The organism is Serratia oryzae, from assembly GCF_001976145.1.
GTDB classification, from domain to species: domain Bacteria; phylum Pseudomonadota; class Gammaproteobacteria; order Enterobacterales; family Enterobacteriaceae; genus Chania; species Chania oryzae.
Window position 1 is genome coordinate 520,120 of the sequence record NZ_MOXD01000002.1, and the last position, 24,410, is coordinate 544,529.

Sequence of the window (24,410 nt, forward strand, 5' to 3'; positions counted from 1 at the left end):
TACACTTTAGTTAATATTTTATTAACAACAGATGCCAGGATTAGGCTGTTCTTATAGTGAAAACCCGTGGATAGAATGAAATATAGATTTAATGACCGTATTCTTTTCGACGCTGATACCGGAGCGTTGAGCCTGTGTGATTTCTCCGATGACCCAGTACCCATCTCGAACCCTTCAAAACGCTTGTTGCAGTTATTGATTGCTCACCATGGCGAGGCTGTCAGCCGAGAAGTGATATTCAAGAAAGTATGGGACGACTACGGTATGGTCTCGAGCAACAATAACCTTAACCAGTGCGTAAGTAAATTACGTAGAGTGATCAAAGCATTAGGTATTGATGATGATATCATTGTGACCGTACCTAAAGTGGGTTTTATGCTGCGGCGCGAAATATTGGTGGAAGTTTGCGAACATGAGGCCGCAGCGCTTAACGATGATGAAGATGTGCTATTAGTCAAACCACCGGTCTACGTGGAGACGCCGCCGCCCTTACCGACGGTGCGAACTTCGCCTCCCAAGTATGCGCATTATGGTTGGGGATTGTTGGTGTTCTTATTCGTGGTGATTAGCGGCCTGGTGATTTACACCTTTGCTCCCATCTCTCGTCAGGAAACCTACCTGGGTCAGGCTGTGGGATGTAAGGTATTCATGTCACCTTCGACAGATGCAGAACTTGGTAATGACGTTCTGGCGTATGCCGAACGGCAAAAAGTACAATGCAACGCGGATGAATATCTCCTGCTGGTGCGCAGTAATCAGGTTAAATCGTATATATCTGGCATCTCGAGGCTATTTTTTCTGCGCTGTAAGGTCTTCCGTGAGTATAAAGTAGAAATATGTTCAGGGCTGGAAAGTGAAAGTTCATCGCTAATGTAATAAGGTTCATCGGGTTTCAGGATGAAACACATGCAGGGGGAATGGATTATGCCACCAAAAAAATACCCTTAGAATTAAATGTCCAAGCCATCGCGGTTTAACAAATGTCCCTTTATATTCGGGCAGTGAAAAGCTTCGTGTATTGCGTTTGCACCAATACTCTTATAGTTATTATATGGTGAATTTTCATGAGTAAAGTCATCTATGAAGGCGATTTCATTTTTTTTGATCCTTCTCCTTTGGTGAGAAAAGGATTACAAACGCTAATTGATCCTGCTTATACGCGTACTTTTAACTTTCAACACCTGAAAGAGATCGGTGTGGCGCTGGATAGTAATGAGAAGCAAACCGTTATTATGGAACTCTACAGCCACTCCGAAAATCTGTATGACGTTATTCAGTTTATTCTCACTGCCAGAGTGTTCTGGCCTGAGGCTGCCTTTGTGATATTCACCGATATTACGCATCCTGGCATTCTCGCTATTTTGGCAATGGAACCGCACTTATCTTTGGTGTCCAAGCGCGATGCATTGGATTGTCTGCCTACTGCGATTAGCGCTGCGCGCGATATGCAAGGGTATCGCAGCCCATCGATTCAGAGCCAGCTTCCTTTAGGCGAACCGATACAGCCACTTTCGCACAGCGAATGGCGTATTTTGGCGTTAATGACCGGTGGTGCCGACCCGCAGCGTATTGCTCAAGTCACCCAACGCAGTTATAAAACGGTCAGCACCCATAAGCTTAATATCATGCGCAAGCTCCAGTTAAATCAGGCGGACTTTATGCGCCTTATTCTGGTATTCCGTACCCGCTATACGCCTTTATGAATGGCATACTACGTGGTCTATTTACCGCTAACCTTGAGCATTAAATAAAACCAGCGGTTGATTTTTACAGAACACTTGCCAAGTAAATAAAGGCCAATGATTGCAATTGCCCTTAATGCTCTCAGTACACCGGAACTGAAAAGCGGAAACAGGCACCCAGATGCGTCTGTTCCACCAGGGTAATATCGCTGTCATGTAATTGCAGAATGCGTCTTACAATCATCAGGCCTAAACCCCCGGCATGGCGGCGAGCATTATTTAGAATTGACGGGCGGACAAACAGATCTGCCCGCAACTCCTGCGGGATCCCTGGCCCGCTATCATTAACCTGTACCAGTACCTTATTGCCTTGCGCCCATAGGCGTACCATGATTTCACCGCCTTGCGGCGTATGCCGGATAGCGTTGTCCAGCAGATTGGTCAGTACTCGCTCCATCATGCTCAGATCGGCATTCACCAGCGGGATGCCCGGCTGAATATCGGTGTGCAACTGCTGCTGGCGCGCTTCCGCAGCCAGCTCAAATTTCTGAAACACATCCTGCACCAATTCACTGAGAGAGAAGGGCTCCTTCTGCGGTTTGACTACCCCATATTCCAGCCGCGCCAGTTCGAACAACTCCTGAGCCAAACGGCCTACTTTGCGGCTCTGTGCCAGTGCGATCTCCAGGTAACGCTGGCGATCGTTTTCCGTCAGGCTGGCGGATTTCACCGACAGCGTTTCCAGATAGCCATGCAGTGAAGTGAGCGGGGTGCGCAGATCGTGCGAGATATTGGCGATAAACTCGCGCCGTTGCTGGTCCTGTTGCGACAGCGTTTGCCACTGCTCAGCAATCCGCTGCGCCATGCGGCGAAACGCTTGCCGTAACTGGCTGACCTCGTCACGACCAGAGTTATCGGGGGTGCTATGGGCGTAGGCCTGTAGGGCCGCAATGCCATCGCTGTCCAATTCACTGACCTGTTGCGTGAGGTGGCGGATAGGGCGTGTAACCCAGCGGAAGGCAAAAGCCCCCGCCAGCAGCCCGAACAGCACCACCAGCCCCATCGACCATAGCGCCGAATAGAGTGCAGAATTCATCTGCGCGCTGTTGGCCAAGGCATCGTAATCTTCACCGAGCAGCACCACATACAGGTAGCCTTCGATCTCACCGTTAACCTTCAGCGGTGCAACGCTAAACACTTTGCCGCTATGCAGATTACGTGGATCGTCGCCATAAATCGGCATTTTTGCCCCATCCAGTAGTGCCTGAATCGGCGACAGATCGACTTTCTGACGTTTTAGCCGCCCGGGCGGAGCGGCATTGCCAACGATATTGCCCTCCTTATCCAGCAGGTAAACCTCTACGCTCGGATTGACCGCCATCAGGCGATCGAACAGGGTATGCACCGAGCTGTCGTCCCAGCCTTTGGGGCTTAGTAGCGGATTGCTGGTGGCAATATGCAGCGCCAGATTAGCAGAAAGCCGTTGGATGACCGCCTGGCTGTATTGAGTGCTGCTGCGTACCTGCAGCACGCCGGAGATCGAACAGCAGATCAGCAGCAACAGCGCGAAAACCAGCGTCAGACGTTGTGTGAGCGTGAGATTTTTCATTATTCACTCTTGCGGCGTGGCCGCGAATTTATAGCCCATACCCCATACGGTGAGGATGCGCTCGGGTTCCGCCGGGTTGCTTTCGATCTTGATTCGCAGCCGGTTGATATGCGTATTGACGGTGTGTTCATAGCCTTCGTGCTGGTATCCCCACACCTGATTCAGCAAGCTGAGGCGTGAGAACACTTTGCCCGGGTGGCGGGCGAAAAAGTACAACAGATCGAATTCACGCGGGGTCAGCTCCACCGCTTGCTGGTTCAGATGCACCTCGCGGGCGATAGGATCGATGCTCAGCCCGTGGAAGCTCAGGGTGCCCGCCTCCATGCGCAGGTTACGAGTCATCGCCTCCTGGCGGCGGAATAGCGCTTTCACCCGCGCTACCAATTCCAGCATAGAGAAAGGTTTGGCGAGATAATCGTCAGCGCCCAGTTCTAACCCCAGCACCCGGTGAACTTCGCTGGAGCGCGCGCTGGTAATGATGATGGGGGTGTAACGCGTCATGTTGCGCGCGCGGCGGCAGATCTCCAGCCCATCAATCCCCGGCAGCATCAGATCGAGGATCAGGGCGTCCCAACCGCCTTGTTCCAGCATCGCCATCCCCAGATTGCCGTCGGCGGCGTGGCTGATGACATAACCCTCATCGCGCAGATGCAACTGCAACAGTTCAGCGATATCAGCATCGTCCTCGACGATTAAAATACGTTTTGCCTTATCCATGCTTCCCACCGCGTTTTTTGGCTATTAGTGAAGTTTACACAACCGCCGCCGTCAGAGTTGTCACATTTTATTTAACTTTGCGTGAGGTATTGGGGAACACATCTGGCCAATACTCAGCTCATCGAAACAGGTGCTGTCAGGAGAGACTCCATGAGTATGTCGATGACGCCAGAAAAAATCAGCCTTATCCACCCGCTGTGGCTGCGCTTGACACACTGGCTGAATGCGTTGGCGATGCTGATTATGGTGACTAGCGGTTGGCGGATCTACAACGCATCGCCGCTGTTTAATTTCCGCTTTATGAATGAGCTCACTTTAGGAGGTTGGTTGGGGGGCGCACTGCAATGGCATTTTGCCGGGATGTGGCTGTTCGGCCTCAACGGCCTGTGCTACTTGCTGATTAACCTGTTCAGCGGCCGTTTTAAACGCCAGTACTGGCCACTCAGCCCGCGCCAATTTTTTATCGATCTGTGGGCGGCGCTGCGTGGCAAATTACAGCATGCCGATTTGCGCCATTACAACATGGTGCAACGTGCGGCTTATCTGTTGGTGATGGTTGTAAGCATCCTGAGCGTGCTTTCTGGGTTGGTGATGTGGAAGTCGGTGCAGTTTCCGCTGCTGCGTGTGCTGCTGGGGGGCTATGAGATGGCTCGCTATATCCACTTCTTTGCCATGTCGGTGCTGGTAGGGTTTGTGGTGATCCATCTGGTGATGGTGGCCTTAGTGCCCCGAACTCTGCTTGCCATGCTGCGTGGGCGCTAAGGAATAGGTGATGAAAACAGAAAAACAGTCGATGAGCCTGCAAGAAGGCCAGGAGCTGATTAAAGAAGCGCAGCGCCTGCTGGCACGCCAGCTTGAGTCTTCATCCCGCCGTCGTTTTCTGCGCAACGGGCTGACTCTGGGGGGCATTGCAATGCTTACCGGGTGCGATCTGAGTGATAACACCCACGTCGAACAGGCGCTGAGCCGGATTTCACGCTTTAACGATCGGGTTCAGGGCTGGCTGTTTAATGCCGAGGATCTGGCACCGGTCTACCCAGAATCGATGATCACCCGGCCATTCCCATTCAACGCATTTTACGCCGAGGATGAAGCTCCAGAGATCGATGGGGAAGACTACCAGTTGGAAGTGGCTGGCCTGGTGCTGCACAAACAGCCCTGGACGCTGCCGCAGTTGCACAAGATGACGCAAATCAGCCAGATAACACGCCATATCTGCGTTGAAGGCTGGAGTGCCATTGGTAAATGGAGTGGGGTGCCGTTTGCGGCGTTCTTACAAGCGATCGGGGCCGATCTGCAGGCGAAGTATGTCAGCTTTAAATGTGCTGATGACTATTACACCAGCATCGATATGGCTACTGCGTTGCATCCGCAGACCATTATGGCGTTGACCTACGACGGGCAAATTCTGCCGCGGAAATACGGTTACCCGATGAAGCTGCGTATGCCCACCAAATTGGGCTACAAAAATCCGAAACATATTCAGGTGATCGAAGTCACCAATCGCTTTCCGGGCGGCTACTGGGAAGATCAAGGTTACAACTGGTTTGGTGGCAGCTGACAGCTGCTCTGAACAACCCTAATGCACTGAAAGGTGCTTTTTAAATGACAGAAGGAAATACCATGAAAAATTTATTCGCAGTGATGATGTGCAGCGCGTTGATGTTGGGGGCCACTGGTGCTTATGCGGCAGACAATATGAGCCACGACGGGATGAAGAAAGATGAGATGAGCCAGATGTCACACGACGGCATGGCCAAAGACGATATGGCAAAGGACAGCATGAAAAAAGACTGTATGGGCAAAGACTGCGATAAAAAAGATCATATGAAGAAAGATCATATGGGTAAGGATGCCATGAAGAAAGATGAAATGAAAAAAGGTGCAATGAGCCAGTAAATCCAGGCCGACATCCGGCGGCTAAGGTCGCCGGTCATTTCCAGTTATCGAGAGGGTTTTATCATGAAAAACATTATTCTGGCCGCAGTTTTGGCCTGTATCAGCAGTGCCGCGTTGGCCGCTATGCCAGTAAGCAGTACCGACGCGCAAAAATTGCAGAAAATCGGTGTAATTTCCAGCCAGGCAGGCACCTTGAGTGATTTTGAACGGATGATTGCCACCGATGCTCAACGGCAGGGGGCCAGCGCTTACCGCATTACGTCGGCTACGGTGAATAACCATGTCTACGGCACCGCGGAGCTGTATAAATAGGGAGAGTTATGCCTTCAAATACTGGCATATTTAGGAAACGGGACGGAGTCTGACTGCGTCCCTTTTGTTATCAGCGCTGCCCCATCCACTGGGTGCACTTACCATCGGTACACTTACCGTTGTACAACAGATGCAGGTTGGGTGATTCGTTGTGATAATTGGGCTGCTGCGCGCTGCTCTGTGGAGATGCTTCTGTCATACCTTGCGCTGGCGTGCGGCGATAGACCGCTGGCGTTTTGCCAAACTGCTTTTTAAATGCCCGTGAAAATGAAGGCTGGGAATCAAAATGAAATTGCAGGGCAATATCCAGAATTGATCGAGGGGTGGAACGTAAAGCCTGCGCTGCTTGTGACAGACGGCGCTCGCGTATATAGCTGCCAAGCGCATGCCCGGTGGTGCTGCGGAACATACGCTGTAGATGCCATTTAGAGTAGCCTGATTTTGCCGCCACGTTGTCCAGCAGAAGCGGTTGATCCAGATGTGTTTCGATCCAGTCCAGCAAGTCGTGAATGATATTGGCGCGATCCATTGTTTAAATTCTCCCGCAGTTACGACATTCAGGTCACAAAATATAAGAGTAATAATCCAAGTTTATTCTTTGATAATGGGCCTGTGTGACAGGTGACGCAAGCGTTAACTGGGGGCATCCAGGTGGCGAAAAATGCTCTACTACGAAAAGGGAGATTAGGTGAGCACGATGTACGTTTGTTGAGGTTTTATATAAACTCTTTAATATCATATTGTTATGCTATTTTTTGTTTTATTTTGCTTTTCTTATGCTGGTTTTTTGTTCATTATCGGTTTTTTTTAAAGAAACTTGTGCATAAATTTGGAAAGGAATATAATTTTTACAGAAATATATTCTATTTTCGTAGAAATAAATAATGTAGTTTCTTGCATGAACCTAGACTTGTCTGGTCTGGCCTTGTTAGAACAATACTGTGATTTTTATTTTTTTATACTTAACTATCAACAGGTTATGGTCTAAGAGCACTAGTCTCGGTATGCTACAGGTATAATATTGAGCATCCGCGAATAGTGTTAATTTAGTGAAGATAGCAATGAAAGTGAGGCTGGTCTTGTGTATATCTGTGCCTCAATAGAGTTTTCTTAGGTAGCGTGCTAATGGTTTAGTTTTGAGCGGTGTTAGGGGGTTCTCATGGCGACTTGGAACTTGGTCTGTTGATAGAGTGTTAAGTGATTAATGGAATTTTAATAACAATGAAACTATCTGAGATTATAAAGAAGGGTAATAATAATTTAGATATATTCAGATTGATTGCGGCATTGATGGTTATCTATGGGCATGCATATGCCATATCTCCTCAGGAAGGAAAGGAAGATGTTTTACTTCACATAATTGGTTTTGATTACTCTGGCTCATTAGCTGTGAAAATCTTCTTCTTCTTAAGTGGGTTAGTGGTTACCAATAGCTTAATGGCTAATCAGAATGTTGTTAAGTTTTTCATTTCAAGGCTGTTCAGAATATGGCCTGCATTAATTGTTACAGTGGTTTTTTCGTCACTTGTTTTAGGCCCGTTGCTTACCGAGTTAAGTTTTCTAGATTATCTGTCGAGCAGGGAAGTGTATAGCTATATTTATAAAAATATTTTTATGGATATACAGTACTCTTTACCGGGTGTTTTTGTTGATAATAAACGTGATGCAGTGAATGGTTCATTATGGACTATTCCTTATGAAGTGTCAGCTTACCTTATTCTTGTGGCTGCATTCATGCTTGGTGTTTTGAAAAGGAAAATTTTCGCAAGTATACTTTTTTTGATTATAGTGGCTGAGCCGTTGTTTGGTAATAAAATTCTTTTTACATGGATTTCTGCGGATAATCGAGAAATATCTATGTTGGCACCATGTTTTGCTTTTGGGGCGATATTAGCTATATGGAAAGATGAGATATTTATAGATCGATACTCTTTCTTAGGTGTTTGGATTTTATTTTACTTCTTCAGAACTTCAGAGTTTTCATTCTATTTTTTTTACTTTTCTATTTTCATCAGTATGTTATATATATCAACAACGCCTTTCTTCATTCGTTTGAAACCGCCATTTGATATATCTTACGGTGTTTATCTTTGGGCTTGGCCAATTCAACAAGTAATTGCTAGAAGTTTCGATTATAAAGGAGTCCTCTTTAATCAGTTATCATCATCGATATTGGCTATAATTATGGGGCTGATATCATGGTATGTCATTGAAAAGAAATGTATCAAGGCAGGCGTTAACTTCTCAGTATGGTTATCGGATAGATGGTCGAATTTGAGAAGTAATGTAGCTGTCAAAAGTGATTCATGACTTTAACTATCGTACATAATGACTGTTGGCAATAGGTTGTAAGCAACCTATTGCTAATTTTTATGTCTTTTTAGACTCATTTGCTGGTGATAGATCTTCATATATAGGTAAGTTGGCTCTGAAATAATGCTAGCAAGATTCAAACCATCAACTGTTATTAAGTTGCGAGCGGTGGTTTAAATATGCACTGCTCGCATTGAATGGATTAACTCTTGGCAGGAATATTCACTCCGTGCTGCACTGCTGGCCTGGCTAATCCGCGTTCCAACCATTGGCCGACCAGCGGGAAGCTGTCGAACTCCACCAGTTCCCGTGCGTCGTAGAAACCAATCAGATTGCGTACCCAACCCAGCAGTGAAATATCGGCAATAGTGTAATCGGCACCCATGATCCAGCCACGCCCTGCCAACCGGTTTTCCAACACGCCGAGCAGGCGTTTTGACTCTTGTTGATAGCGCTTCAATGGTCGTTTGTCTTCGTACTCGCGTCCGGCGAATTTGTGGAAAAAGCCGAGCTGACCGAACATCGGGCCAACCGCGGCCATTTGGAAGAAGACCCACTGGATCGTTTCATAACGCAGCGCCGCATCTTTCGGCAGGAATTGGCCACTTTTTTCTGCCAGATACAGCAGGATCGCGCCCGATTCGAACAGCGCCAAGGGTTTGCCATCTGGGCCGTGTGGATCGAGGATCGCCGGGATTTTACCGTTTGGATTCAGCGCCAGAAACTCTGGCGTCCAGGTTTCGTTTTTACCGATATCAACCAGATGCGCTTCATAAGGTAAGCCGATCTCCTCCAGCATGATGGAGACTTTCACCCCGTTTGGCGTTGGCAGAGAATAGAGCTGCAAGCGCTCGGGATGCTTAGCGGGCCAGCGTTGGGTGATCGGGAATTGAGTTTGATCGAACATGGTCACTCCTCAGACTTTACGGATTCGTCAACAGACTATCCTATGAATGTGGCAGTAAACCTAGCCTGTTAACCTGCTAAAAGGATATGCCAAAATGTGCGTTCAACGCCTTTTTACCCGCGGCAGTAAGTTGCAAGGCGCGGCTGTCTAACTGGCGCTGAACCCAGCCACGTTTTTCAAACGCCGCTAGCAGTGCGGCACCGAGCGCGCCGCCAAGATGGGCTTTGCGTTCGCTCCAGTCTAGGCAACCGCAGGCAAAACGCCGTCGGGAAGAGGCCGGTGAACAGTTAATGCCCAACTGCGCCAATGCCTCTTGCCCTTGGTTGCTGAGCTGATAGTCGTTGTCGCCGTTCAACCATGCCAGCTCAAACAGGCGGTTATGCAACAGAACAGCGACTTCGCCCGCCATATGATCGTAACAGGTGCGAGCAAAGCGCAGCGAGGTTGGCGTGGTGCTTTTCACCACTGGCTGTTCAACGCCCGCCAGTGCCATTAAGGTTTCCAGCACCTCGGCCACAGCTTGACTAGCCAGCCGATAAAAACGGTAGCGCCCTTGCTTTACACAGGCGATCAAACGTTGTTCCTGCAGGCGCGCCAGATGGCTGCTGGCGGTTGAGGCGGCCACATCCACCGCTGCGCTAAGCTCTGTGGCCGTATAGGCTCGGCCATCCATCAACAGGCACAGCATGCGCGCTCTGGTGCGGTCGGCGATGGCAGCAGTCAGTGCCGTTAGGCGATCTTCAATATCGGTATCATTCATATTTCGAGCATAAACGAAGTGTAATCGTTCGTCTAACGCCACAATGCTGATTCTTTTGTTTAACCTGAAGGTATACCTATGGCGCTCTGCCCCTTTTCCGTTGCGACGCCGCAAGCGGTGCGCGCAGCCTTAACCCATGCCGATCTTGGTGTGCGGCCACCGCATGAACCCGTGCCAACGCTGTTACTGGCAACCCCGGCACAGCCCTTGTTTGCCGCATTGGTACGTATGCGGGATGACGCCGGGCACCCTGAACTTAAGGCGGCAATCAGCTCGGCTTTAGCGTCGTTCAGCGATAATGAAATCTACCAGCTAGCAACCCGTGTGGCGCAATCATTGGCTCCCGGCATGTTAACCGCCGAACAACTCACCCGGTTCAGTTACGCGTTACCGATTGGCGTATTGGCAGAACTGCTGGGGGTGGCTTATCAGGAACGCACCGTGCTGGTAGATAATGTATTGGATTTTGTGCGCTGCATTGCCCCTGGCGGCAGCGAACAGCAGATGGCGAGCGGTGCCATTGCCGCCGGGAAATTACATGAATGGCTGCAGGCTGCCGATGGCCCGTTGTTCATTCGCCTGTGCCAACACATTGGCGATCGTACGGTGGCGATCGCCAACGCTATCGGGCTGTTTTTCCAGGCCTGTGAGGGCACCGCCGGATTATTAGGGCAAACGCTGTTATTGATGCAGGAGCGGCATATAGCAGCAGAAGAAGGCATTTCTAGCGTGCTACAGCATACGCCGCCGATCTATTCCACCCGCCGTTTTGCGTTGCGCGCTACCGAACTGGGTGGGGAGCCGTTAACCATCGGGCAGGCGGTGCTGATATCGTTGCAGACCGAAGGGGAAAGTTTTGCCTTCGGTTATGGCAGCCACCGCTGCCCTGGAGCCGGATGGGCGCAAGCTATTGCCTTGAGCGGCATTCACCATTTGTTGACGCTCAAGATTGAGCCAGAATTATTGGCTCACTTTCGCTGGCGCGTTTCGCAGAATGCGCGGGTGCCGGAATTTTTTACTGCTGAGGAGTGATGATGATCGCGGTTATTTTTGAATTACGGGCTGCCGAAGGGCAGCGGGAAACCTACCTTGATCTGGCGGCAGAGCTGAAACCGCTGTTGGCGGAGATCGACGGATTTATTTCTATCGAGCGCTTTCAGAGCCTGAGCGATCCACAAAAATTGCTGTCGTTATCCTTCTGGCGCGATGAAGCGGCGGTGCAGCAGTGGCGTAATCTTGAACAACACCGCAGGGCGCAGGCGCGCGGGCGGCACGATGTGCTGGAATACTATCGGCTGCGGGTAGCTGATGTGGTGCGTGATTATGGGCTTGAGCCGCGCGAACAGGCACCGGCAGATAGCCAGAATTTTCATCAGATGTAGAAGTCGTCTGGGGCGAGCTTGAAGGTAGCCCTCACCAAAAGTTATTAAAAGCAGTCGGTTAGCCAAGTGATTTTGTCACGTCAGCCTGAACAGTCGGTGTCAGTTGTGCCTGTTCCAGCGTAACGATTTTCCCTTGCCGGGTTATCAGCACCTGTTGCAATGGCTGGCCGCTTTCTTTTTCTGTCAACATGACATGGGGCGCATTGCCCAGCAGATACTTGTGCCCCCATTCCATCGTCGCCATCAGAATTGGCCCCAAGCTGCGGCCTTTTTCGGTTAACACATATTCATAGCGTTCCCGTGTTCCCGGTTCTTGATAGGCACTTTTGCTCAATAAGCCCCCTTCGACCATAGCCGCCAGACGGCTGCTCAAGGTGTGCCTGGATGCGCCAATATCAGTGCGTAAATCTTCGAACCGCGTCACGCCATAGAAGGCTTCACGCAGGATCAAGAGCGTCCAGCGATCGCCGATGATTTCTGCAGCCTGCGCTAAGCCACATAATTCGGCAGAGAGAGGGGGGATCCTGAGCATTTTTGACACGGGCGGTAACCTTGCTTATCCTGAGTCTGATATTCAGACTTATATCAATACAAGGAGATTAGCGTGCCTTTTGTTAATGTGCAAACCATCAAAGGAATTATGAACGAGGAACAGAAAAGCGAGCTGCTCAAACGTATCACTGATTTAATGGTGGAAGTTGAAGGGCGGGGAGATCCGGCTTTCAGAGCGTCGGTTTGGGTCAGAATCGATGAACATGAGCCAGAGCAATGGAGCCTTGGTGGGCTGCAGCCCAATGCCGCGATGATCGCCGCCAAGTTTCCGCCACGAGAATAATATACTGATCATTGCGGAGATATTTCTTGAAGCCTATCTCCGCAGCTTCCTCACCGCACAAATCTTCATCAAAACTCCCCACGATATCTGCGTTCCGTTATGGCATAATGCGCGCCAAATCACATTCCTTATGACATAAAGAGCGAGCGCTGTGTTAAGCACTAACAACATCACCATGCAGTTTGGCAGTAAGCCGTTGTTTGAAAATATCTCCGTCAAGTTTGGCGGCGGTAACCGTTACGGCTTGATCGGAGCTAACGGCTGCGGTAAATCCACCTTTATGAAAATCCTCGGCGGCGATCTGGTGCCAAGCGCTGGTAACGTGTTCCTCGATCCGAACGAGCGCCTGGGTAAACTGCGCCAGGATCAGTTCGCGTTTGAAGAGTTCAGCGTGCTGGATACCGTGATCATGGGCCATACCGAGCTGTGGGCGGTAAAAGAAGAGCGCGATCGCATTTACGCCATGGCGGAGATGAGCGAAGAAGACGGCTACAAAGTGGCCGATCTGGAAGTCGCCTACGGTGAGATGGACGGTTACACTGCTGAAGCCCGTGCGGGTGAACTGCTGCTTGGCGTGGGGATTCCGGTTGAACAGCATTACGGCCCAATGAGCGAAATCGCGCCAGGCTTTAAGCTGCGGGTGCTGTTGGCGCAGGCGCTGTTCTCTGATCCAGAAATTCTGCTGCTCGACGAACCCACCAACAACCTGGACATCGATACCATTCGCTGGCTGGAGCAGGTGCTGAACGAGCGTAACAGCACCATGATTATCATTTCGCACGACCGTCACTTCCTGAACATGGTGTGTACTCACATGGCGGATCTGGACTATGGCGAACTGCGCGTTTATCCAGGCAACTACGACGAATACATGACGGCAGCGACTCAGGCGCGTGAACGTCTGATGTCAGACAACGCCAAGAAGAAGGCGCAGATTAACGAGTTGCAGGCATTCGTCAGCCGCTTTAGCGCCAACGCTTCCAAATCCAAGCAGGCGACTTCTCGTGCCCGTCAGATCGACAAGATCCAACTGGAAGAGGTGAAAGCCTCCAGCCGTCAGAACCCGTTCATCCGTTTCGAGCAGGATAAGAAGCTGTTCCGTAACGCGCTGGAAGTGGAAGCGTTGACCAAAGGTTTTGACAACGGCCCGCTGTTCAGCAAGCTCAACCTGATGGTTGAAGTGGGTGAGAAAGTCGCGATTCTGGGCGCCAACGGTATCGGTAAATCCACCTTGCTGAAAACGCTGGTCGGGGATGAGCAGCCGGATCACGGTAGCGTGAAATGGTCGGAAAACGCCAAGATCGGTTACTACGCGCAGGATCACGAATACGAGTTTGATGACCAACTGACGGTGTTCGACTGGATGAGCCAGTGGAAGCAGGAGAAAGACGACGAGCAGGCGGTACGTAGCGTGCTGGGCCGTTTGCTGTTCAGCCAGGACGACATCAAAAAGCGCGTTAAGGTGCTGTCGGGCGGTGAGAAGGGCCGTATGCTCTTTGGCAAGATCATGATGCAGCGCCCGAACATTCTGGTGATGGATGAGCCAACCAACCACATGGATATGGAATCTATCGAATCACTGAATATGGCGTTGGAAATGTACGAAGGTACGCTGATCTTCGTTTCCCACGATCGCGAATTCGTGAGCTCGCTGGCTTCCCGTATTCTGGAGATTACCCCGAACAAGGTGATCGACTTTACCGGCAACTACGAAGATTATCTGCGTAGTCAGGGTATCGCTTAAGCTCTGCTCCTCACCTTCCCTGTGGGTGAGGGAACCGCTCGAGTCTGAGTCTGCCGATGAATTCTTCTTTCTCGATAGCAGCAGGCGTAACGCAAATCTGCATCGAACGGTGAGCTTCTCCCTCTCCGTGTGGGAGGGCGGGGGTGAGGGGCTTGTCGTCCGGCGATTGTCCCCTCACCCTAACCCTCTCCCCAAGGGAGAGGGAGCTGGTTAGTCTTAACTGACAAATAGTTGCCGCTGATGCGGCCTTTTTAGCATTCGGCTTTGTTCAGCCGCACTCCATAGCGGCTAACCTGTTCTACCACGTGTATCTTATCCATTCCTTTCTGACGGCAATAATTCAGCTCTTCACTATTTGATCTTATTAGCTATGGAGCGCAATACGCTCCGTTTACGGTAAATAAACATAATCGGTTGGTTTATACCCTTCATACTTCAAGTCGCTTGGGTGTTGGCTGCGTTACTCGGCCCATATTGGGCCTCGCCCCTTCGGGGCCGCTGCAAGCAGCGTTCAAATCTGCTTGCGCAGATTTGTCACTCACCCCAGTCACTTACCTGAGTAAGCTCCTGGGGATTATGAGCCTCTTCGAGGCTCACCCTACGGGCCAGCGCAAGCGCTGTTCAAATCAGTCTTTGACTGATTTGTCGCTCAGTTGCCGCCTACAAGCAACTCGAATTATTTTGGGTATATGCATCCTTGCGGGGAAATTCAGGTGTTTTTGCTACACACTTCGCACTGCGGATCCTTCGGCAGCTTCATCTCGCGGAACTGCATGCTCATGGCGTCAAACATCAGCAATTTCCCCACCAGCGGTTGGCCGTAATGGGCCAGCAGTTTGATTGCTTCCATTGCCTGTAGCGTGCCGATCGTGCCGACTAACGGTGCCATTACCCCGGCCTCCACGCAGGTGAGGGCATTTTCACCAAATAAGCGGCTCAGGCAGCGATAGCAGGGTTCCCCAGGCTGATAGGTAAACACGCTGAGTTGGCCTTCCATGCGGATAGCAGCACCCGAAACCAGCGGCTTACGCTGTGCATGGCACAGGCGGTTTAGCAGATCGCGTGTGGCAACGTTATCGGTGCAGTCCAGCACCACATCACAGGCGGCAATCTGCGCCGCCATGTGTGCCTCATCCAGCTGATCGGCGAGCGTATCGATACGGATGTGCGGATTGATCGCGCTCAGCTCAGCGCGCGCCGAATCCACTTTCGCCATGCCGATGCGGGCATCGCGGTGCAGGATCTGGCGCTGCAGATTAGAGAGTGAAACGGTGTCGAAATCAACCAAGGTCAAGTGGCCGACGCCTGCGGCAGCCAGATAAGGCGCTGCCGCACAGCCCAAACCGCCGAGCCCGACGATCAACACGTGTGCAGCTTTCAGCTTTTCCTGGCCGTCGAAGTCAAAACCACGCAGCACGATCTGGCGGTTATAACGCAGCGTTTCAGCATCGGTTAATTCCGGCAGCATGTTCAGTTCCCCAGTAATCCGTTGAAAGGTTCGATATCCACCATTTCACCGGCAGCGACAAATCCGCGTTCGCGCTCCAGTACGATAAAGCAGTTGCCCTGGCTGTAGGAACTGAACACGTGTGAACCTTGATGGCCGGTGCTGCTCACTTCCAGCTCGCCTGCGGCGTTGCTGCTGAAGATGCCGCGTTGGAAATCGAGGCGGCCCGGTGATTTCTTCAGCGGCGTCAGCGCGCGTGCTTTCAGGCGGGCCGGTAAGCGCCATTCGCTGTGCCCGGCCAGCTTGGCGAGCAACGGTTGCACCAATTGATAGAAAGTCAGTGCGGCAGAAACCGGGTTACCCGGCAGGCCGCAGAACCAGGCGTGTTGCAGCTTACCGAAGGCGAAAGGTTTGCCGGGTTTGATCGCCAGCTTCCAGAAGCCGACTTGGCCGAGTTCATCCAGCATCTGCTTGGTGTAATCGGCCTCACCGACCGAAACGCCACCGCTGCTGATCACCACGTCCGCCTGGCTGTCTGCCTGATTGAACGCGGCGCGAAGGGTTGCCTGATCGTCGCGGATAATCCCCAGATCGATCACCGTGCAGCCAAGCTGTTCCAGCATCAGGCGCACCGCAAAGCGGTTGGTATCGTAAATCTGCCCCGCCTGTAACGGTTGGCCGACAGGTTGCAGTTCGTCACCGGTAGAGAACACCGCGACCTTCAGCTTGCGCATCACCTGCACCTCGGCCACGCCCAGCGAAGCCAGCAGCGGCAACTGTGCCGCCCCGAGCTTAACCCCGGCAGGCAAGACGCTGGCACCCTGACGAATATCTTCTCCCGCCAGCCGGATATTCTGCCCGCTGCGTACTGGTGCGTTGAAGCGCACACCGGCCTCGCTCACCTCTGCCTGTTCCTGCATGATCACCGCATCGGCCCCCGTTGGGATCGGCGCGCCGGTCATAATGCGGATACAGGTCTTGGCTGGCCACTCGCCGGTGTATGGCGCGCCGGCAAAGGCTTTACCCGCCACCGGTAACGGCGCGTTGGTGTTTAATTCGTTGGTGCGCACCGCGTAACCGTCCATCGCCGAGTTAGCGAAAGGGGGCACATCGATAGGGGAAATCACTGCCGCGGCCGTAATGCGCCCGGCGGCGCTGGTCAGCGCAATGGATTCACTCTCTTGCAGTGGCGCAACCTGGGAGAGCATGGTCTCCAGTGCCTGCTCAAGGGAGATAAGGTCGGAAGTATGGCAATGATCCATAAAATAAGCTCCATAATCAGCGTGCGCGAGTTTTTCGGCAAAGTGCGGCTATTATGGCAGATAACGCCGGAGGGGAGAATGATGCCCCTGAGGTCAACAATAGGAAACGACAATGCACAGACAGATACTGGATTTCTGGTTTACAGAGATTAACCCGGTGATGTGGTTTAAAAAAGACGATGATTTTGATCGTCTGCTACATACCCGCTTCAGCCAGGTTTGGCATGCGGCGTCACAGGGGGAATTGGCACACTGGCGCGCCACGATAGAAGGGCGGTTGGCGGAGATTATCGTGCTCGATCAGTTCAGCCGTAATCTGTTTCGCGACACGCCGCGTGCTTTTTCCTGTGATGGTATGGCACTGGTATTGGCACAGGAGGCGATCGTGAGCGGATTATGCGAACAGCTCAGCATTGAGCAGCGCGGTTTTCTTTATTTGCCGTTTATGCATTCCGAATCCGTGCAGATCCATCAACAGGCATTGGCGTTGTACAGCGAATTAAATAATGGCGATCAACTGGAATATGAAATACGTCATAAAGCCATTATTGAGCGTTTTGGCCGTTATCCACATCGTAATGCGATATTAGGCCGGGAATCGACGCCAGATGAGCGTGAATTTCTGCTGCAACCGGGCTCGGGGTTCTGAATATTTTGCTGCGCGTCCAGCGGGCTGGGCGCGACAGCATTACGTTGCAGGTACGGAGATAACAGGATGTTTTTATTCTATTAAGTTCTTTCAACGTACAAAATAATCTAAGCAAATCCTGGCCGAAGACTTTGTGCTTTACATCGTATGCCGGGCTAAATATAGTCGAAAAAGACAGAATAATAATTATCCCCTTCAAGTATGACGGGTATATCAGTTCCGCCAGATATTGAGTTAACACAGGATGTCAGGTCAATGAGCAAACCAGTGATTGCCATTCATGGCGGAGCGGGGGCAATTACCCGTGCCGCGTTGAGTGCTGAAAAGGAACAACGTTATATTCAGGCGCTTTTCGATATTGTTGCCGCCGGGCAGGTGATTCTGGCACAGGGCGGCAGCGCGCTGGATGCGGTTACGGAAGCAGTCAGGCTGTTGGAAGAGTGCCCGTTATTTAATGCGGGCAAAGGGGCGGTATTTACCCATCAGGGCACCCATGAGCTGGACGCCTGCGTGATGGATGGCCGCACCCGTGACGCAGGGGCGGTTGCCGCTGTCAGCCGGATACGTAACCCAATCCTCGCGGCGCGTGCGGTGCTTGAGAACAGCAATCACGTGCTGTTTGCCGCTGAAGGTGCCGAACGCTTTGCCGCTGCCCACGGCCTGGAAATGGTCGAGCCCGACTTCTTCTTTACTCAGGAACGCTTTGACCAACTGCACCGCGCCCAGGCGGAGCTGGGGCGCGTGCTGCTCGATCATGACGGTGCGGCGCTGCACGGTGACGATCCCCTCGATCCCGATCGCAAGTTTGGCACCGTAGGGGCCGTGGCGCTGGATGCTTTGGGTAACCTGGCGGCCGCGACCTCGACCGGCGGCATGACCAATAAACAGGCTGGGCGCATTGGCGATACGCCGATTATTGGCGCTGGCTGCTATGCCAACAATGCTACCGTCGCGGTGTCCAGCACCGGCACCGGTGAAATCTTTATGCGTAATGTCTCGGCCTATGACGTTTCCGCATTGATTGAATATGCTGGGCTAAGCCTGCAACAGGCCTGCGATAAAGTGGTGATGGAAAAGCTGCTGGCGATGGGCGGCAGCGGCGGGTTGATCGCCATCGATCGCTTCGGCAATGTAGCACTGCCGTTCAACAGTGAAGGCATGTACCGTGGCTTTGGCTATGTCGGTGATGCCCCTTCCGTCGGTATCTATCGCTGAACGTTAAGCGGAGGGGCGCATGAGCGATGCCATCATCTTGCCGCCGCAGCGCGTGCTGGCGGTGAGCGATCTGAGCGTACAATTCCGTCAGGAAGGAGAAACCATTGCGGCGGTGCGCAATCTGGCCTTCAACGTGGATCGCGCCGAAACGCTGGCGATTGTGGGTGAATCCGGTTCCGGTAAATCCGTCACCTCGCTGGCGCTGATGCGTCTGGTGGAACAGGGCGGCGGTGAACTGACCCGCGGGGTGATGCAGTTTCGCCGCCGCAACGGCCAGGTGCTCGATCTGGCGCAGGCCAGGCAGAGCACCTTGCGCACCCTGCGCGGTGCCGATATGGCGATGATTTTTCAGGAGCCGATGACCTCGCTCAACCCGGTATTCCCAGTGGGGGAGCAGATCGCCGAGTCGTTACGCCTGCATCAGCACATGGATCACCGCAGCGCCAAACGCGAAGCGTTACGCATGCTTGATCGGGTGCGCATCCCCGAAGCGAAAAATGTGTTGGATCGCTATCCGCACCAGCTTTCCGGCGGTATGCGCCAGCGGGTGATGATCGCCATGGCGCTGTCGTGCAAACCGGCGTTGCTGATCGCCGATGAACCCACCACCGCGCTGGATGTCACCATTCAGGCGCAAATCTTGCAGTTGATCCGCGAATTGCAGCAGGAAATGCAAATGGCGGTGATCTTTATCACCCACGATATGGGCGTGGTCGCCGAGATTGCCGATCGGGTGCTGGTGATGCATCAGGGAGCAAAGGTAGAAGAAGGCGACGTGCGCGCGCTGTTTGCCGCGCCGCAACAGCCTTATACCCAAGCGCTGCTGGCAGCGGTGCCAAGGTTGGGTTCGATGAAGGATCAAGACCTGCCGGCCAAATTCCCCTTGCCCGGCAGTGCAAACAATGGCGCACCGCAGGATACCTTGCAGGCCGGAGCGGCACCGATCCTGCAGGTGGAAAACCTGGTCGCGCGTTTTGATTTGCGCAGCGGCATTCTCAACCGCGTCACCCGCCGCGTGCACGCGGTGGAAAACATCAGTTTCGATTTATACCCCGGCGAAACGCTGGGGCTGGTGGGGGAGTCCGGCTGCGGCAAGTCCACCACCGGGCGCGCGCTGCTGAAGCTGGTCGATAGCCAGCACGGCACCATTACCTTCAACGGCCAGCGGATCAATCAGCTTAAAGGCGCGGCGTTGCAGCATTTGCGGCGCGATATCCAGTTTATCTTTCAAGACCCTTACGCTTCATTGGATCCGCGTTTGACCGTGGGTTTCTCGATCATGGAACCGTTGTTGGTGCATAACGTGGCGCGCGGTGCCGAGGCGGAAAAGCGCGTGGCCTGGCTGCTGGAGCGGGTTGGGCTGCTGCCGGAACATGCGCGGCGTTATCCGCACGAGTTTTCCGGCGGCCAACGCCAACGGATCTGCATTGCGCGCGCGCTGGCGCTCAACCCGAAAGTGGTGGTGGCGGATGAAGCCGTTTCTGCGCTGGATGTGTCGATACAGGCGCAGATCGTGAATCTGTTACTCGATCTGCAGCGTGAGTTTGGCATCGCTTTCCTGTTTATTTCCCATGATATGGCGGTGGTGGAGCGCATCAGCCACCGCGTAGCCGTGATGTATCTCGGCCAGATTGTCGAGATCGGCCCGCGCCGCAGCGTATTTGAAAACCCACAGCATGCCTATACCCGCAAGCTGATGGCTGCGGTGCCGGTTGCCGATCCGGCCCAAGCTCATCAACGCCAGCCACTGCTGGTGGATGACATACCCAGCCCGATCCGCGCGCTGGGCGACGACCCCATTACCGCACCTCTAGTGCAGGTTGGGCCGGGGCACTTTGTGGCCCGCCATCCGATTGCCGGTGCCTTTTAGCCTTGCCTCAGGAGAGAAAACGATATGACCATGCAGAGATTTAAACGCAATGTTCTGGCCGCCGCTCTACTGGCTGTGGCCGCTGGCCCGGCCTGGGCCGCCAAAGATGCGGTGATTGCCGTGGCGTCTAACTTCACCACGCTCGATCCGTACGATGCCAACGACACTCTGTCGCAGGCGGTGGCTAAATCCTTCTATCAGGGGCTGTTCGGCTTCGACAAAGACATGAAGCTGGTTAACGTGCTGGCGGATAGCTATGAGGTGAGCCCGGACGGCCTGACCTATACCATCAAGCTGCATCCGGGAGTGAAATTCCACGATGGCAGCGATTTCAACGCCGAAGCGGTGAAAATTAACCTGGATCGCGCCAGTAACCCGGAGAACCGCCTCAAGCGTTACAACCTGTTCAGAATGATCGATAAGACCGAGGTGGTGGCACCGGATACCGTCAAGATTGTGTTGAAAACGCCTTTTGCGGCGTTTATCAACAACCTGGCACATCCGGCAGCGGTGATGATCTCCCCGGCGGCGCTGAAACAGTACGGTAAGGAGATCGGTTTCCATCCGGTGGGAACCGGCCCTTACCAGTTTGAAACCTGGAACCAGACCGATTTTGTCAAAGTGAAGAAGTTTGACGGTTACTGGAAAGCCGGGCTGCCGAAACTCGATACCATCACCTGGCGCCCGGTGGTAGATAACAACACCCGTGCGGCGATGCTGCAAACCGGCGAAGCCACCTTTGCCTTCCCGATCCCTTATGAGCAGGCCAGCGTGCTGGAAAAAAACGCCAAGTTGGATCTGGTGGCCGCCCCGTCAATTCTGCAGCGCTATATCAGCATGAACGTAACGCAAAAGCCGTTCGACAACCCGAAAGTGCGCCAGGCGCTGAACTACGCCATCAATAAAGACGCGCTGATTAAAGTGGCGTTTGCAGGCTATGCCGTGCCGGCCGAAGGGCCGGTGCCACCGGCAATCGACTTTGCTGCTCGCTATCAACCTTGGCCCTACGATCCGGCTAAGGCGCGTGAACTGCTGAAAGAAGCCGGTTACCCGAACGGTTTTACCACCACGTTATGGTCTTCTCATAACCACAGCACCGCGCAGAAGGTGCTGCAGTTTGCCCAGCAACAGCTGGCGCAGGTTGGGGTGAAGGTGACGGTTACGGCAATGGATGCGGGCCAGCGCGCGGCGCAGGTGGAGAGCGTGGGCGTGAAGGACACCGGCGTGCGGATGTTCTATACCGGCTGGTCGGCGTCCACCGGTGAGGCCGATTGGGCGCTGTCGCCGCTGTTTTCCACCCAGGCGGCACCGCCGAAGCAGTTTAACACCGCGTTCTACAGCAACCCGCAGGTGGATGAGGATCTGGCTGCGGCGCTGGCAACCACCGATCGCACCAAGCGGCAGGCGCTTTACCAACAGGTGCAGGACCGTATTTGGGCCGATGCCCCGTGGATCTTCCTGGTCACCGAGCGCCTGCTCTCGGCCAATAACAAACAGTTGAGCGGTTTCTATGTGATGCCGGATACGTCATTCAACTTTGACAACGCAGACCTGAAATAAGGCACCTCTGCACAGTATCAGGTCGATAATAAAAATCTCCTCCGGCAACATCTGCCCGGAGGAGAAAAGGGGCGATTATTTACGCGCATCCAACAACTGCTGAGCGTTGTCGGCGGTCACCACGGTCCATGGAATGTAGTAATGCTTCTGTGTACCACCATCCCACTTCATCTCTTGTGCGTACTGCTGCCAGATATCGGACTGCGGCTGGTAGCTCTCGCCTTTTACCGCACGCAGCGCCACGTCGATAGACCCCTGGATCTGGCCTTTCGCATCTTGCAGGATGGAAACCATTTCCCCGGCCTGTACAGCATGAATGGCGTCGGACACACCGTCTACTCCGGCAATAGCGAAGTCTTTCACGTTCAGGCCCGCGCCTTTGATGGCTTCAATGGCACCCAGCGCCATTTCATCGTTCTGACCAATCACGCCGTTGATTTTGCCGCGGTGTTTTTGCAGCCAGTTTTCCATCAGCGGCTGGGCTTCGGCGCGCGACCAGTTAGCGGTTTTACGTTCCAACACCGTCACCTGGCCTGCGCCGCACTCCGCGATGGCTTTGTCGTTCCCTTTACCGCGTTGGATTTCACCGCTGCCGCCTTTCGGGCCTTCGATGATCACCACGTTCACCTTGTGGTTCTTACAGTCGAGCTTATCCAGTACCGCTTTGGCTTCAAGATAGCCGCCAAGTTCGTCGTTAGAAACCACTTCGGCAGTCATCTCTTCGGTATTCAACCGTGCATTTGTCACCACCACCGGGATTTTGGCTGCGTTGGCGTTGGTGACGATATCGATATTCGCTTCAAAATCCATCGGGTTGACGATAATCGCATCGGCACGCGTCTGGATGGCGGTTGCTGCCTGATCGTTCTGCACTGAGGCATCGTAACGCCCGTCATAGAAGGTCAGCACGGCTTCACCGCTTTTCACCGCAGGATGTTCTTTACCGTATCTCTCCATCAACTGCACGAATTCAGCTTTGTTGCCGTACATCAGTACCGCAATTTTGGTTGGTGCAGCCTGGGCGGCCGCCATACTGCCGATCATCATGGCTGAAGCAAACAAGGCAATTTTAGTTTTATTCATTACTTTCTCCTGGGAGGGTTGTTGCAGGTTTATACCCTTCATACTTCAAGTTGCATGTGCGTTGGCTTTGTTACTCGACCCATCCGTGGGCCTCGCCCCTCTGGGCCAGCGCAAGCGCTGTTCAAAAACGCACTGCGTTTCTGTCAAGCAACTCGAATTATTTTGGGTAATTAATCGCGTTGTTGCTTACGCGATGGGTCAAGCAATACGGCGACGACAATCAAGGCGCCTTTAATGATTTGTTGGTAATACGACTGCACGCCGAGCAGATCGAGGCCGTTATTCATTACCCCGATAATCAGCACGCCGAAGAAAGTCCCTACCAGCGTACCGACGCCACCGGCCATGCTGGTGCCGCCAATCACTACCGCAGCGATGGCATCCAGCTCATAGCCTGCGCCGGCGTTGGTTTGTGCCGAGCCGGTACGGGCGGTGAGGATCAACCCCGCAATGCCCGCCAGCGCACCACAGAGGGTGTATACCAGCACTTTAATGCGGGTGACGTTAATGCCTGAGGTGCGAGCGCTTTTCGGGTTACCGCCAACTGCGTAAACGTAGCGGCCAAAGATGGTTTTATTCAGCAGCAGCCAGGCGAGGGCAAACAGCAGAATGAAGATAATCACTGGCACTGGAATACCGGCGGTATAGCCGTTACCCAGCCAGCGGAAATCGTTGTTCAACTGCGAAACCGGATTGCCATCGGTGGTCAGCATGGTCAACCCGCGCGCTGCGGAGAGCATCCCCATGGTGACGATGAACGGTTGCAGACGATAACGGGCTAACACCGTGCCGTTGATCAACCCGCAGACGATGCCGATACCCAGCGCGACAATCAGCGGCATCATCACCGCCGTCGCGGTATCGCCAATCGCCAGCCCGCTGTTATTGGTGGCGAAACGGGCGGCGACGATGCCACTGAGTGCCAGCACCGAACCGACCGACAGATCCACCCCGGCGGTGATAATGACGAAGGTCATGCCAATCGCCAGAATGCCGTTGATAGAAACCTGGCGCAGCACAATCAGCATGTTTTCATTACTGAGAAAATAGTTACTGCTCCAGGCACCTTGAGCCAGTTGATATTCGCCAATCAGCGCCACGATCAGGCACAGGGCGAAGAAGGCGATGATAATGCCGTACTTGTGCATACGGCGCTTATTGCGG

The 24,410-nt window shown here is 53.0% G+C and carries 25 protein-coding genes; 15 read left to right on the plus strand and 10 right to left on the minus strand.

What is annotated here, in order from left to right:
• The first annotated feature begins 75 nt into the window (after window positions 1–75).
• Together BMI79_RS05640 and BMI79_RS05645 are read left to right on the plus strand one after the other, a co-directional pair.
• Complete coding sequence (locus tag BMI79_RS05640) at window positions 76–876, plus strand: winged helix-turn-helix domain-containing protein (RefSeq protein WP_076941156.1); 801 nt, start codon at window positions 76–78, stop codon at window positions 874–876.
• A gap of 188 nt (window positions 877–1,064) precedes the next feature.
• The gene (locus BMI79_RS05645) at window positions 1,065–1,703 is read left to right on the plus strand and encodes a helix-turn-helix transcriptional regulator (RefSeq protein ID WP_076941157.1); all 639 of its coding nucleotides are present in this window, start codon (window positions 1,065–1,067) and stop codon (window positions 1,701–1,703) included.
• A gap of 121 nt (window positions 1,704–1,824) precedes the next feature.
• Here BMI79_RS05645 and BMI79_RS05650 read toward each other — a convergent pair whose 3' ends face one another.
• Window positions 1,825–3,291, minus strand: a complete 1,467-nt coding sequence (locus BMI79_RS05650; protein WP_076941158.1) for a HAMP domain-containing sensor histidine kinase — start codon at window positions 3,289–3,291, stop codon at window positions 1,825–1,827.
• Window positions 3,292–3,294: 3 nt separating this feature from the next.
• Window positions 3,295–4,008, minus strand: a complete 714-nt coding sequence (locus tag BMI79_RS05655; RefSeq protein ID WP_076941159.1) for a response regulator transcription factor — start codon at window positions 4,006–4,008, stop codon at window positions 3,295–3,297.
• 150 nt (window positions 4,009–4,158) lie between these two features.
• Here BMI79_RS05655 and BMI79_RS05660 point away from each other — a divergent pair, with 150 nt between their 5' ends.
• From BMI79_RS05660 to BMI79_RS05675, 4 genes are all read left to right on the plus strand, one after another.
• Window positions 4,159–4,770 carry a cytochrome b/b6 domain-containing protein gene (locus BMI79_RS05660; protein ID WP_076941160.1) on the plus strand — a complete coding sequence of 204 codons (612 nt, stop codon included), beginning with the start codon at window positions 4,159–4,161 and terminating at the stop codon, window positions 4,768–4,770.
• A 10-nt stretch (window positions 4,771–4,780) separates the two neighbouring features.
• Window positions 4,781–5,569, plus strand: a complete 789-nt coding sequence (locus BMI79_RS05665; RefSeq protein ID WP_076941161.1) for a molybdopterin-dependent oxidoreductase — start codon at window positions 4,781–4,783, stop codon at window positions 5,567–5,569.
• Between the two features lie 62 nt (window positions 5,570–5,631).
• Complete coding sequence (locus BMI79_RS05670; protein ID WP_076941162.1) at window positions 5,632–5,907, plus strand: pentapeptide MXKDX repeat protein; 276 nt, start codon at window positions 5,632–5,634, stop codon at window positions 5,905–5,907.
• A 63-nt stretch (window positions 5,908–5,970) separates the two neighbouring features.
• The gene (locus BMI79_RS05675; protein WP_076941163.1) at window positions 5,971–6,219 is read left to right on the plus strand and encodes a YdgH/BhsA/McbA-like domain containing protein; all 249 of its coding nucleotides are present in this window, start codon (window positions 5,971–5,973) and stop codon (window positions 6,217–6,219) included.
• Between the two features lie 70 nt (window positions 6,220–6,289).
• Here the strand turns inward: BMI79_RS05675 and BMI79_RS05680 are convergent, their stop codons facing one another.
• Window positions 6,290–6,748 (minus strand): helix-turn-helix domain-containing protein, encoded by a 459-nt coding sequence (locus tag BMI79_RS05680; protein ID WP_076941164.1) that lies wholly within the window; start codon window positions 6,746–6,748, stop codon window positions 6,290–6,292.
• 692 nt (window positions 6,749–7,440) lie between these two features.
• Here BMI79_RS05680 and BMI79_RS05685 point away from each other — a divergent pair.
• Window positions 7,441–8,529 carry an acyltransferase family protein gene (locus BMI79_RS05685; RefSeq protein WP_083704373.1) on the plus strand — a complete coding sequence of 363 codons (1,089 nt, stop codon included), beginning with the start codon at window positions 7,441–7,443 and terminating at the stop codon, window positions 8,527–8,529.
• 205 nt (window positions 8,530–8,734) lie between these two features.
• Here the strand turns inward: BMI79_RS05685 and BMI79_RS05690 are convergent, their stop codons facing one another.
• Both BMI79_RS05690 and BMI79_RS05695 read right to left on the minus strand, forming a co-directional pair.
• The gene (locus tag BMI79_RS05690; protein WP_076941165.1) at window positions 8,735–9,439 is read right to left on the minus strand and encodes a glutathione S-transferase N-terminal domain-containing protein; all 705 of its coding nucleotides are present in this window, start codon (window positions 9,437–9,439) and stop codon (window positions 8,735–8,737) included.
• Window positions 9,440–9,515: 76 nt separating this feature from the next.
• The gene (locus BMI79_RS05695; RefSeq protein ID WP_076941166.1) at window positions 9,516–10,199 is read right to left on the minus strand and encodes an ArsR/SmtB family transcription factor; all 684 of its coding nucleotides are present in this window, start codon (window positions 10,197–10,199) and stop codon (window positions 9,516–9,518) included.
• 78 nt (window positions 10,200–10,277) lie between these two features.
• On the opposite strand from BMI79_RS05695, the gene BMI79_RS05700 reads away from it, so the two are divergent.
• Entirely contained in the window at window positions 10,278–11,231 is a 954-nt protein-coding gene (locus BMI79_RS05700) for a cytochrome P450 family protein (protein WP_076941167.1), read from the plus strand.
• A gap of 2 nt (window positions 11,232–11,233) precedes the next feature.
• Window positions 11,234–11,581, plus strand: a complete 348-nt coding sequence (locus tag BMI79_RS05705) for an antibiotic biosynthesis monooxygenase family protein (RefSeq protein WP_076941168.1) — start codon at window positions 11,234–11,236, stop codon at window positions 11,579–11,581.
• A 58-nt stretch (window positions 11,582–11,639) separates the two neighbouring features.
• Here BMI79_RS05705 and BMI79_RS05710 read toward each other — a convergent pair whose 3' ends face one another.
• On the minus strand, window positions 11,640–12,122 hold the full coding sequence (locus BMI79_RS05710; RefSeq protein ID WP_076941169.1) for a winged helix-turn-helix transcriptional regulator: 483 nt from the start codon (window positions 12,120–12,122) through the stop codon (window positions 11,640–11,642).
• A gap of 63 nt (window positions 12,123–12,185) precedes the next feature.
• Here BMI79_RS05710 and BMI79_RS05715 point away from each other — a divergent pair, with 63 nt between their 5' ends.
• A complete protein-coding gene (locus BMI79_RS05715; RefSeq protein WP_076941170.1) occupies window positions 12,186–12,416 on the plus strand; it encodes a tautomerase family protein in 231 nt (76 codons plus the stop codon).
• A gap of 151 nt (window positions 12,417–12,567) precedes the next feature.
• Complete coding sequence (locus BMI79_RS05720) at window positions 12,568–14,160, plus strand: ABC-F family ATPase (RefSeq protein WP_076941171.1); 1,593 nt, start codon at window positions 12,568–12,570, stop codon at window positions 14,158–14,160.
• Window positions 14,161–14,869: 709 nt separating this feature from the next.
• Here the strand turns inward: BMI79_RS05720 and moeB are convergent.
• Both moeB and moeA read right to left on the minus strand, forming a co-directional pair.
• Entirely contained in the window at window positions 14,870–15,628 is a 759-nt protein-coding gene (gene moeB / locus BMI79_RS05725; RefSeq protein ID WP_076941172.1) for a molybdopterin-synthase adenylyltransferase MoeB, read from the minus strand.
• Between the two features lie 2 nt (window positions 15,629–15,630).
• Entirely contained in the window at window positions 15,631–16,869 is a 1,239-nt protein-coding gene (gene moeA, locus BMI79_RS05730) for a molybdopterin molybdotransferase MoeA (RefSeq protein ID WP_076941173.1), read from the minus strand.
• Window positions 16,870–16,981: 112 nt separating this feature from the next.
• Here moeA and BMI79_RS05735 point away from each other — a divergent pair, with 112 nt between their 5' ends.
• The 4 genes from BMI79_RS05735 to gsiB all read left to right on the plus strand — a co-directional run bounded on the left by BMI79_RS05735 (window position 16,982) and on the right by gsiB (window position 22,163).
• On the plus strand, window positions 16,982–17,518 hold the full coding sequence (locus BMI79_RS05735; protein WP_076941174.1) for a DUF924 family protein: 537 nt from the start codon (window positions 16,982–16,984) through the stop codon (window positions 17,516–17,518).
• Window positions 17,519–17,773: 255 nt separating this feature from the next.
• Entirely contained in the window at window positions 17,774–18,733 is a 960-nt protein-coding gene (locus BMI79_RS05740; RefSeq protein WP_076941175.1) for an isoaspartyl peptidase/L-asparaginase family protein, read from the plus strand.
• Window positions 18,734–18,752: 19 nt separating this feature from the next.
• On the plus strand, window positions 18,753–20,603 hold the full coding sequence (locus BMI79_RS05745; protein ID WP_076941176.1) for a dipeptide ABC transporter ATP-binding protein: 1,851 nt from the start codon (window positions 18,753–18,755) through the stop codon (window positions 20,601–20,603).
• A gap of 30 nt (window positions 20,604–20,633) precedes the next feature.
• Entirely contained in the window at window positions 20,634–22,163 is a 1,530-nt protein-coding gene (gsiB, locus tag BMI79_RS05750) for a glutathione ABC transporter substrate-binding protein GsiB (RefSeq protein WP_425272342.1), read from the plus strand.
• Between the two features lie 75 nt (window positions 22,164–22,238).
• Here the strand turns inward: gsiB and BMI79_RS05755 are convergent, their stop codons facing one another.
• Together BMI79_RS05755 and BMI79_RS05760 are read right to left on the minus strand one after the other, a co-directional pair.
• The gene (locus tag BMI79_RS05755; RefSeq protein ID WP_076941178.1) at window positions 22,239–23,246 is read right to left on the minus strand and encodes a substrate-binding domain-containing protein; all 1,008 of its coding nucleotides are present in this window, start codon (window positions 23,244–23,246) and stop codon (window positions 22,239–22,241) included.
• 170 nt (window positions 23,247–23,416) lie between these two features.
• The gene (locus BMI79_RS05760; RefSeq protein ID WP_425272344.1) at window positions 23,417–24,394 is read right to left on the minus strand and encodes an ABC transporter permease; all 978 of its coding nucleotides are present in this window, start codon (window positions 24,392–24,394) and stop codon (window positions 23,417–23,419) included.
• Window positions 24,395–24,410: the final 16 nt, after the last annotated feature.

Bases quoted from the DNA above. Each gene is read 5' to 3' on its own strand.
- BMI79_RS05640 (WP_076941156.1), top strand. From the start codon at position 76: ATGAAATATAGATTTAATGACCGTATTCTTTTCGACGCTGATACCGGA.
- BMI79_RS05645 (WP_076941157.1), top strand. From the start codon at position 1,065: ATGAGTAAAGTCATCTATGAAGGCGATTTCATTTTTTTTGATCCTTCT.
- BMI79_RS05650 (WP_076941158.1), bottom strand. From the start codon at position 3,291: ATGAAAAATCTCACGCTCACACAACGTCTGACGCTGGTTTTCGCGCTG.
- BMI79_RS05655 (WP_076941159.1), bottom strand. From the start codon at position 4,008: ATGGATAAGGCAAAACGTATTTTAATCGTCGAGGACGATGCTGATATC.
- BMI79_RS05660 (WP_076941160.1), top strand. From the start codon at position 4,159: ATGAGTATGTCGATGACGCCAGAAAAAATCAGCCTTATCCACCCGCTG.
- BMI79_RS05665 (WP_076941161.1), top strand. From the start codon at position 4,781: ATGAAAACAGAAAAACAGTCGATGAGCCTGCAAGAAGGCCAGGAGCTG.
- BMI79_RS05670 (WP_076941162.1), top strand. From the start codon at position 5,632: ATGAAAAATTTATTCGCAGTGATGATGTGCAGCGCGTTGATGTTGGGG.
- BMI79_RS05675 (WP_076941163.1), top strand. From the start codon at position 5,971: ATGAAAAACATTATTCTGGCCGCAGTTTTGGCCTGTATCAGCAGTGCC.
- BMI79_RS05680 (WP_076941164.1), bottom strand. From the start codon at position 6,748: ATGGATCGCGCCAATATCATTCACGACTTGCTGGACTGGATCGAAACA.
- BMI79_RS05685 (WP_083704373.1), top strand. From the start codon at position 7,441: ATGAAACTATCTGAGATTATAAAGAAGGGTAATAATAATTTAGATATA.
- BMI79_RS05690 (WP_076941165.1), bottom strand. From the start codon at position 9,439: ATGTTCGATCAAACTCAATTCCCGATCACCCAACGCTGGCCCGCTAAG.
- BMI79_RS05695 (WP_076941166.1), bottom strand. From the start codon at position 10,199: ATGAATGATACCGATATTGAAGATCGCCTAACGGCACTGACTGCTGCC.
- BMI79_RS05700 (WP_076941167.1), top strand. From the start codon at position 10,278: ATGGCGCTCTGCCCCTTTTCCGTTGCGACGCCGCAAGCGGTGCGCGCA.
- BMI79_RS05705 (WP_076941168.1), top strand. From the start codon at position 11,234: ATGATCGCGGTTATTTTTGAATTACGGGCTGCCGAAGGGCAGCGGGAA.
- moeB (WP_076941172.1), bottom strand. From the start codon at position 15,628: ATGCTGCCGGAATTAACCGATGCTGAAACGCTGCGTTATAACCGCCAG.
- moeA (WP_076941173.1), bottom strand. From the start codon at position 16,869: ATGGATCATTGCCATACTTCCGACCTTATCTCCCTTGAGCAGGCACTG.
- BMI79_RS05735 (WP_076941174.1), top strand. From the start codon at position 16,982: ATGCACAGACAGATACTGGATTTCTGGTTTACAGAGATTAACCCGGTG.
- BMI79_RS05740 (WP_076941175.1), top strand. From the start codon at position 17,774: ATGAGCAAACCAGTGATTGCCATTCATGGCGGAGCGGGGGCAATTACC.
- BMI79_RS05745 (WP_076941176.1), top strand. From the start codon at position 18,753: ATGAGCGATGCCATCATCTTGCCGCCGCAGCGCGTGCTGGCGGTGAGC.
- gsiB (WP_425272342.1), top strand. From the start codon at position 20,634: ATGCAGAGATTTAAACGCAATGTTCTGGCCGCCGCTCTACTGGCTGTG.
- BMI79_RS05755 (WP_076941178.1), bottom strand. From the start codon at position 23,246: ATGAATAAAACTAAAATTGCCTTGTTTGCTTCAGCCATGATGATCGGC.
- BMI79_RS05760 (WP_425272344.1), bottom strand. From the start codon at position 24,394: ATGCACAAGTACGGCATTATCATCGCCTTCTTCGCCCTGTGCCTGATC.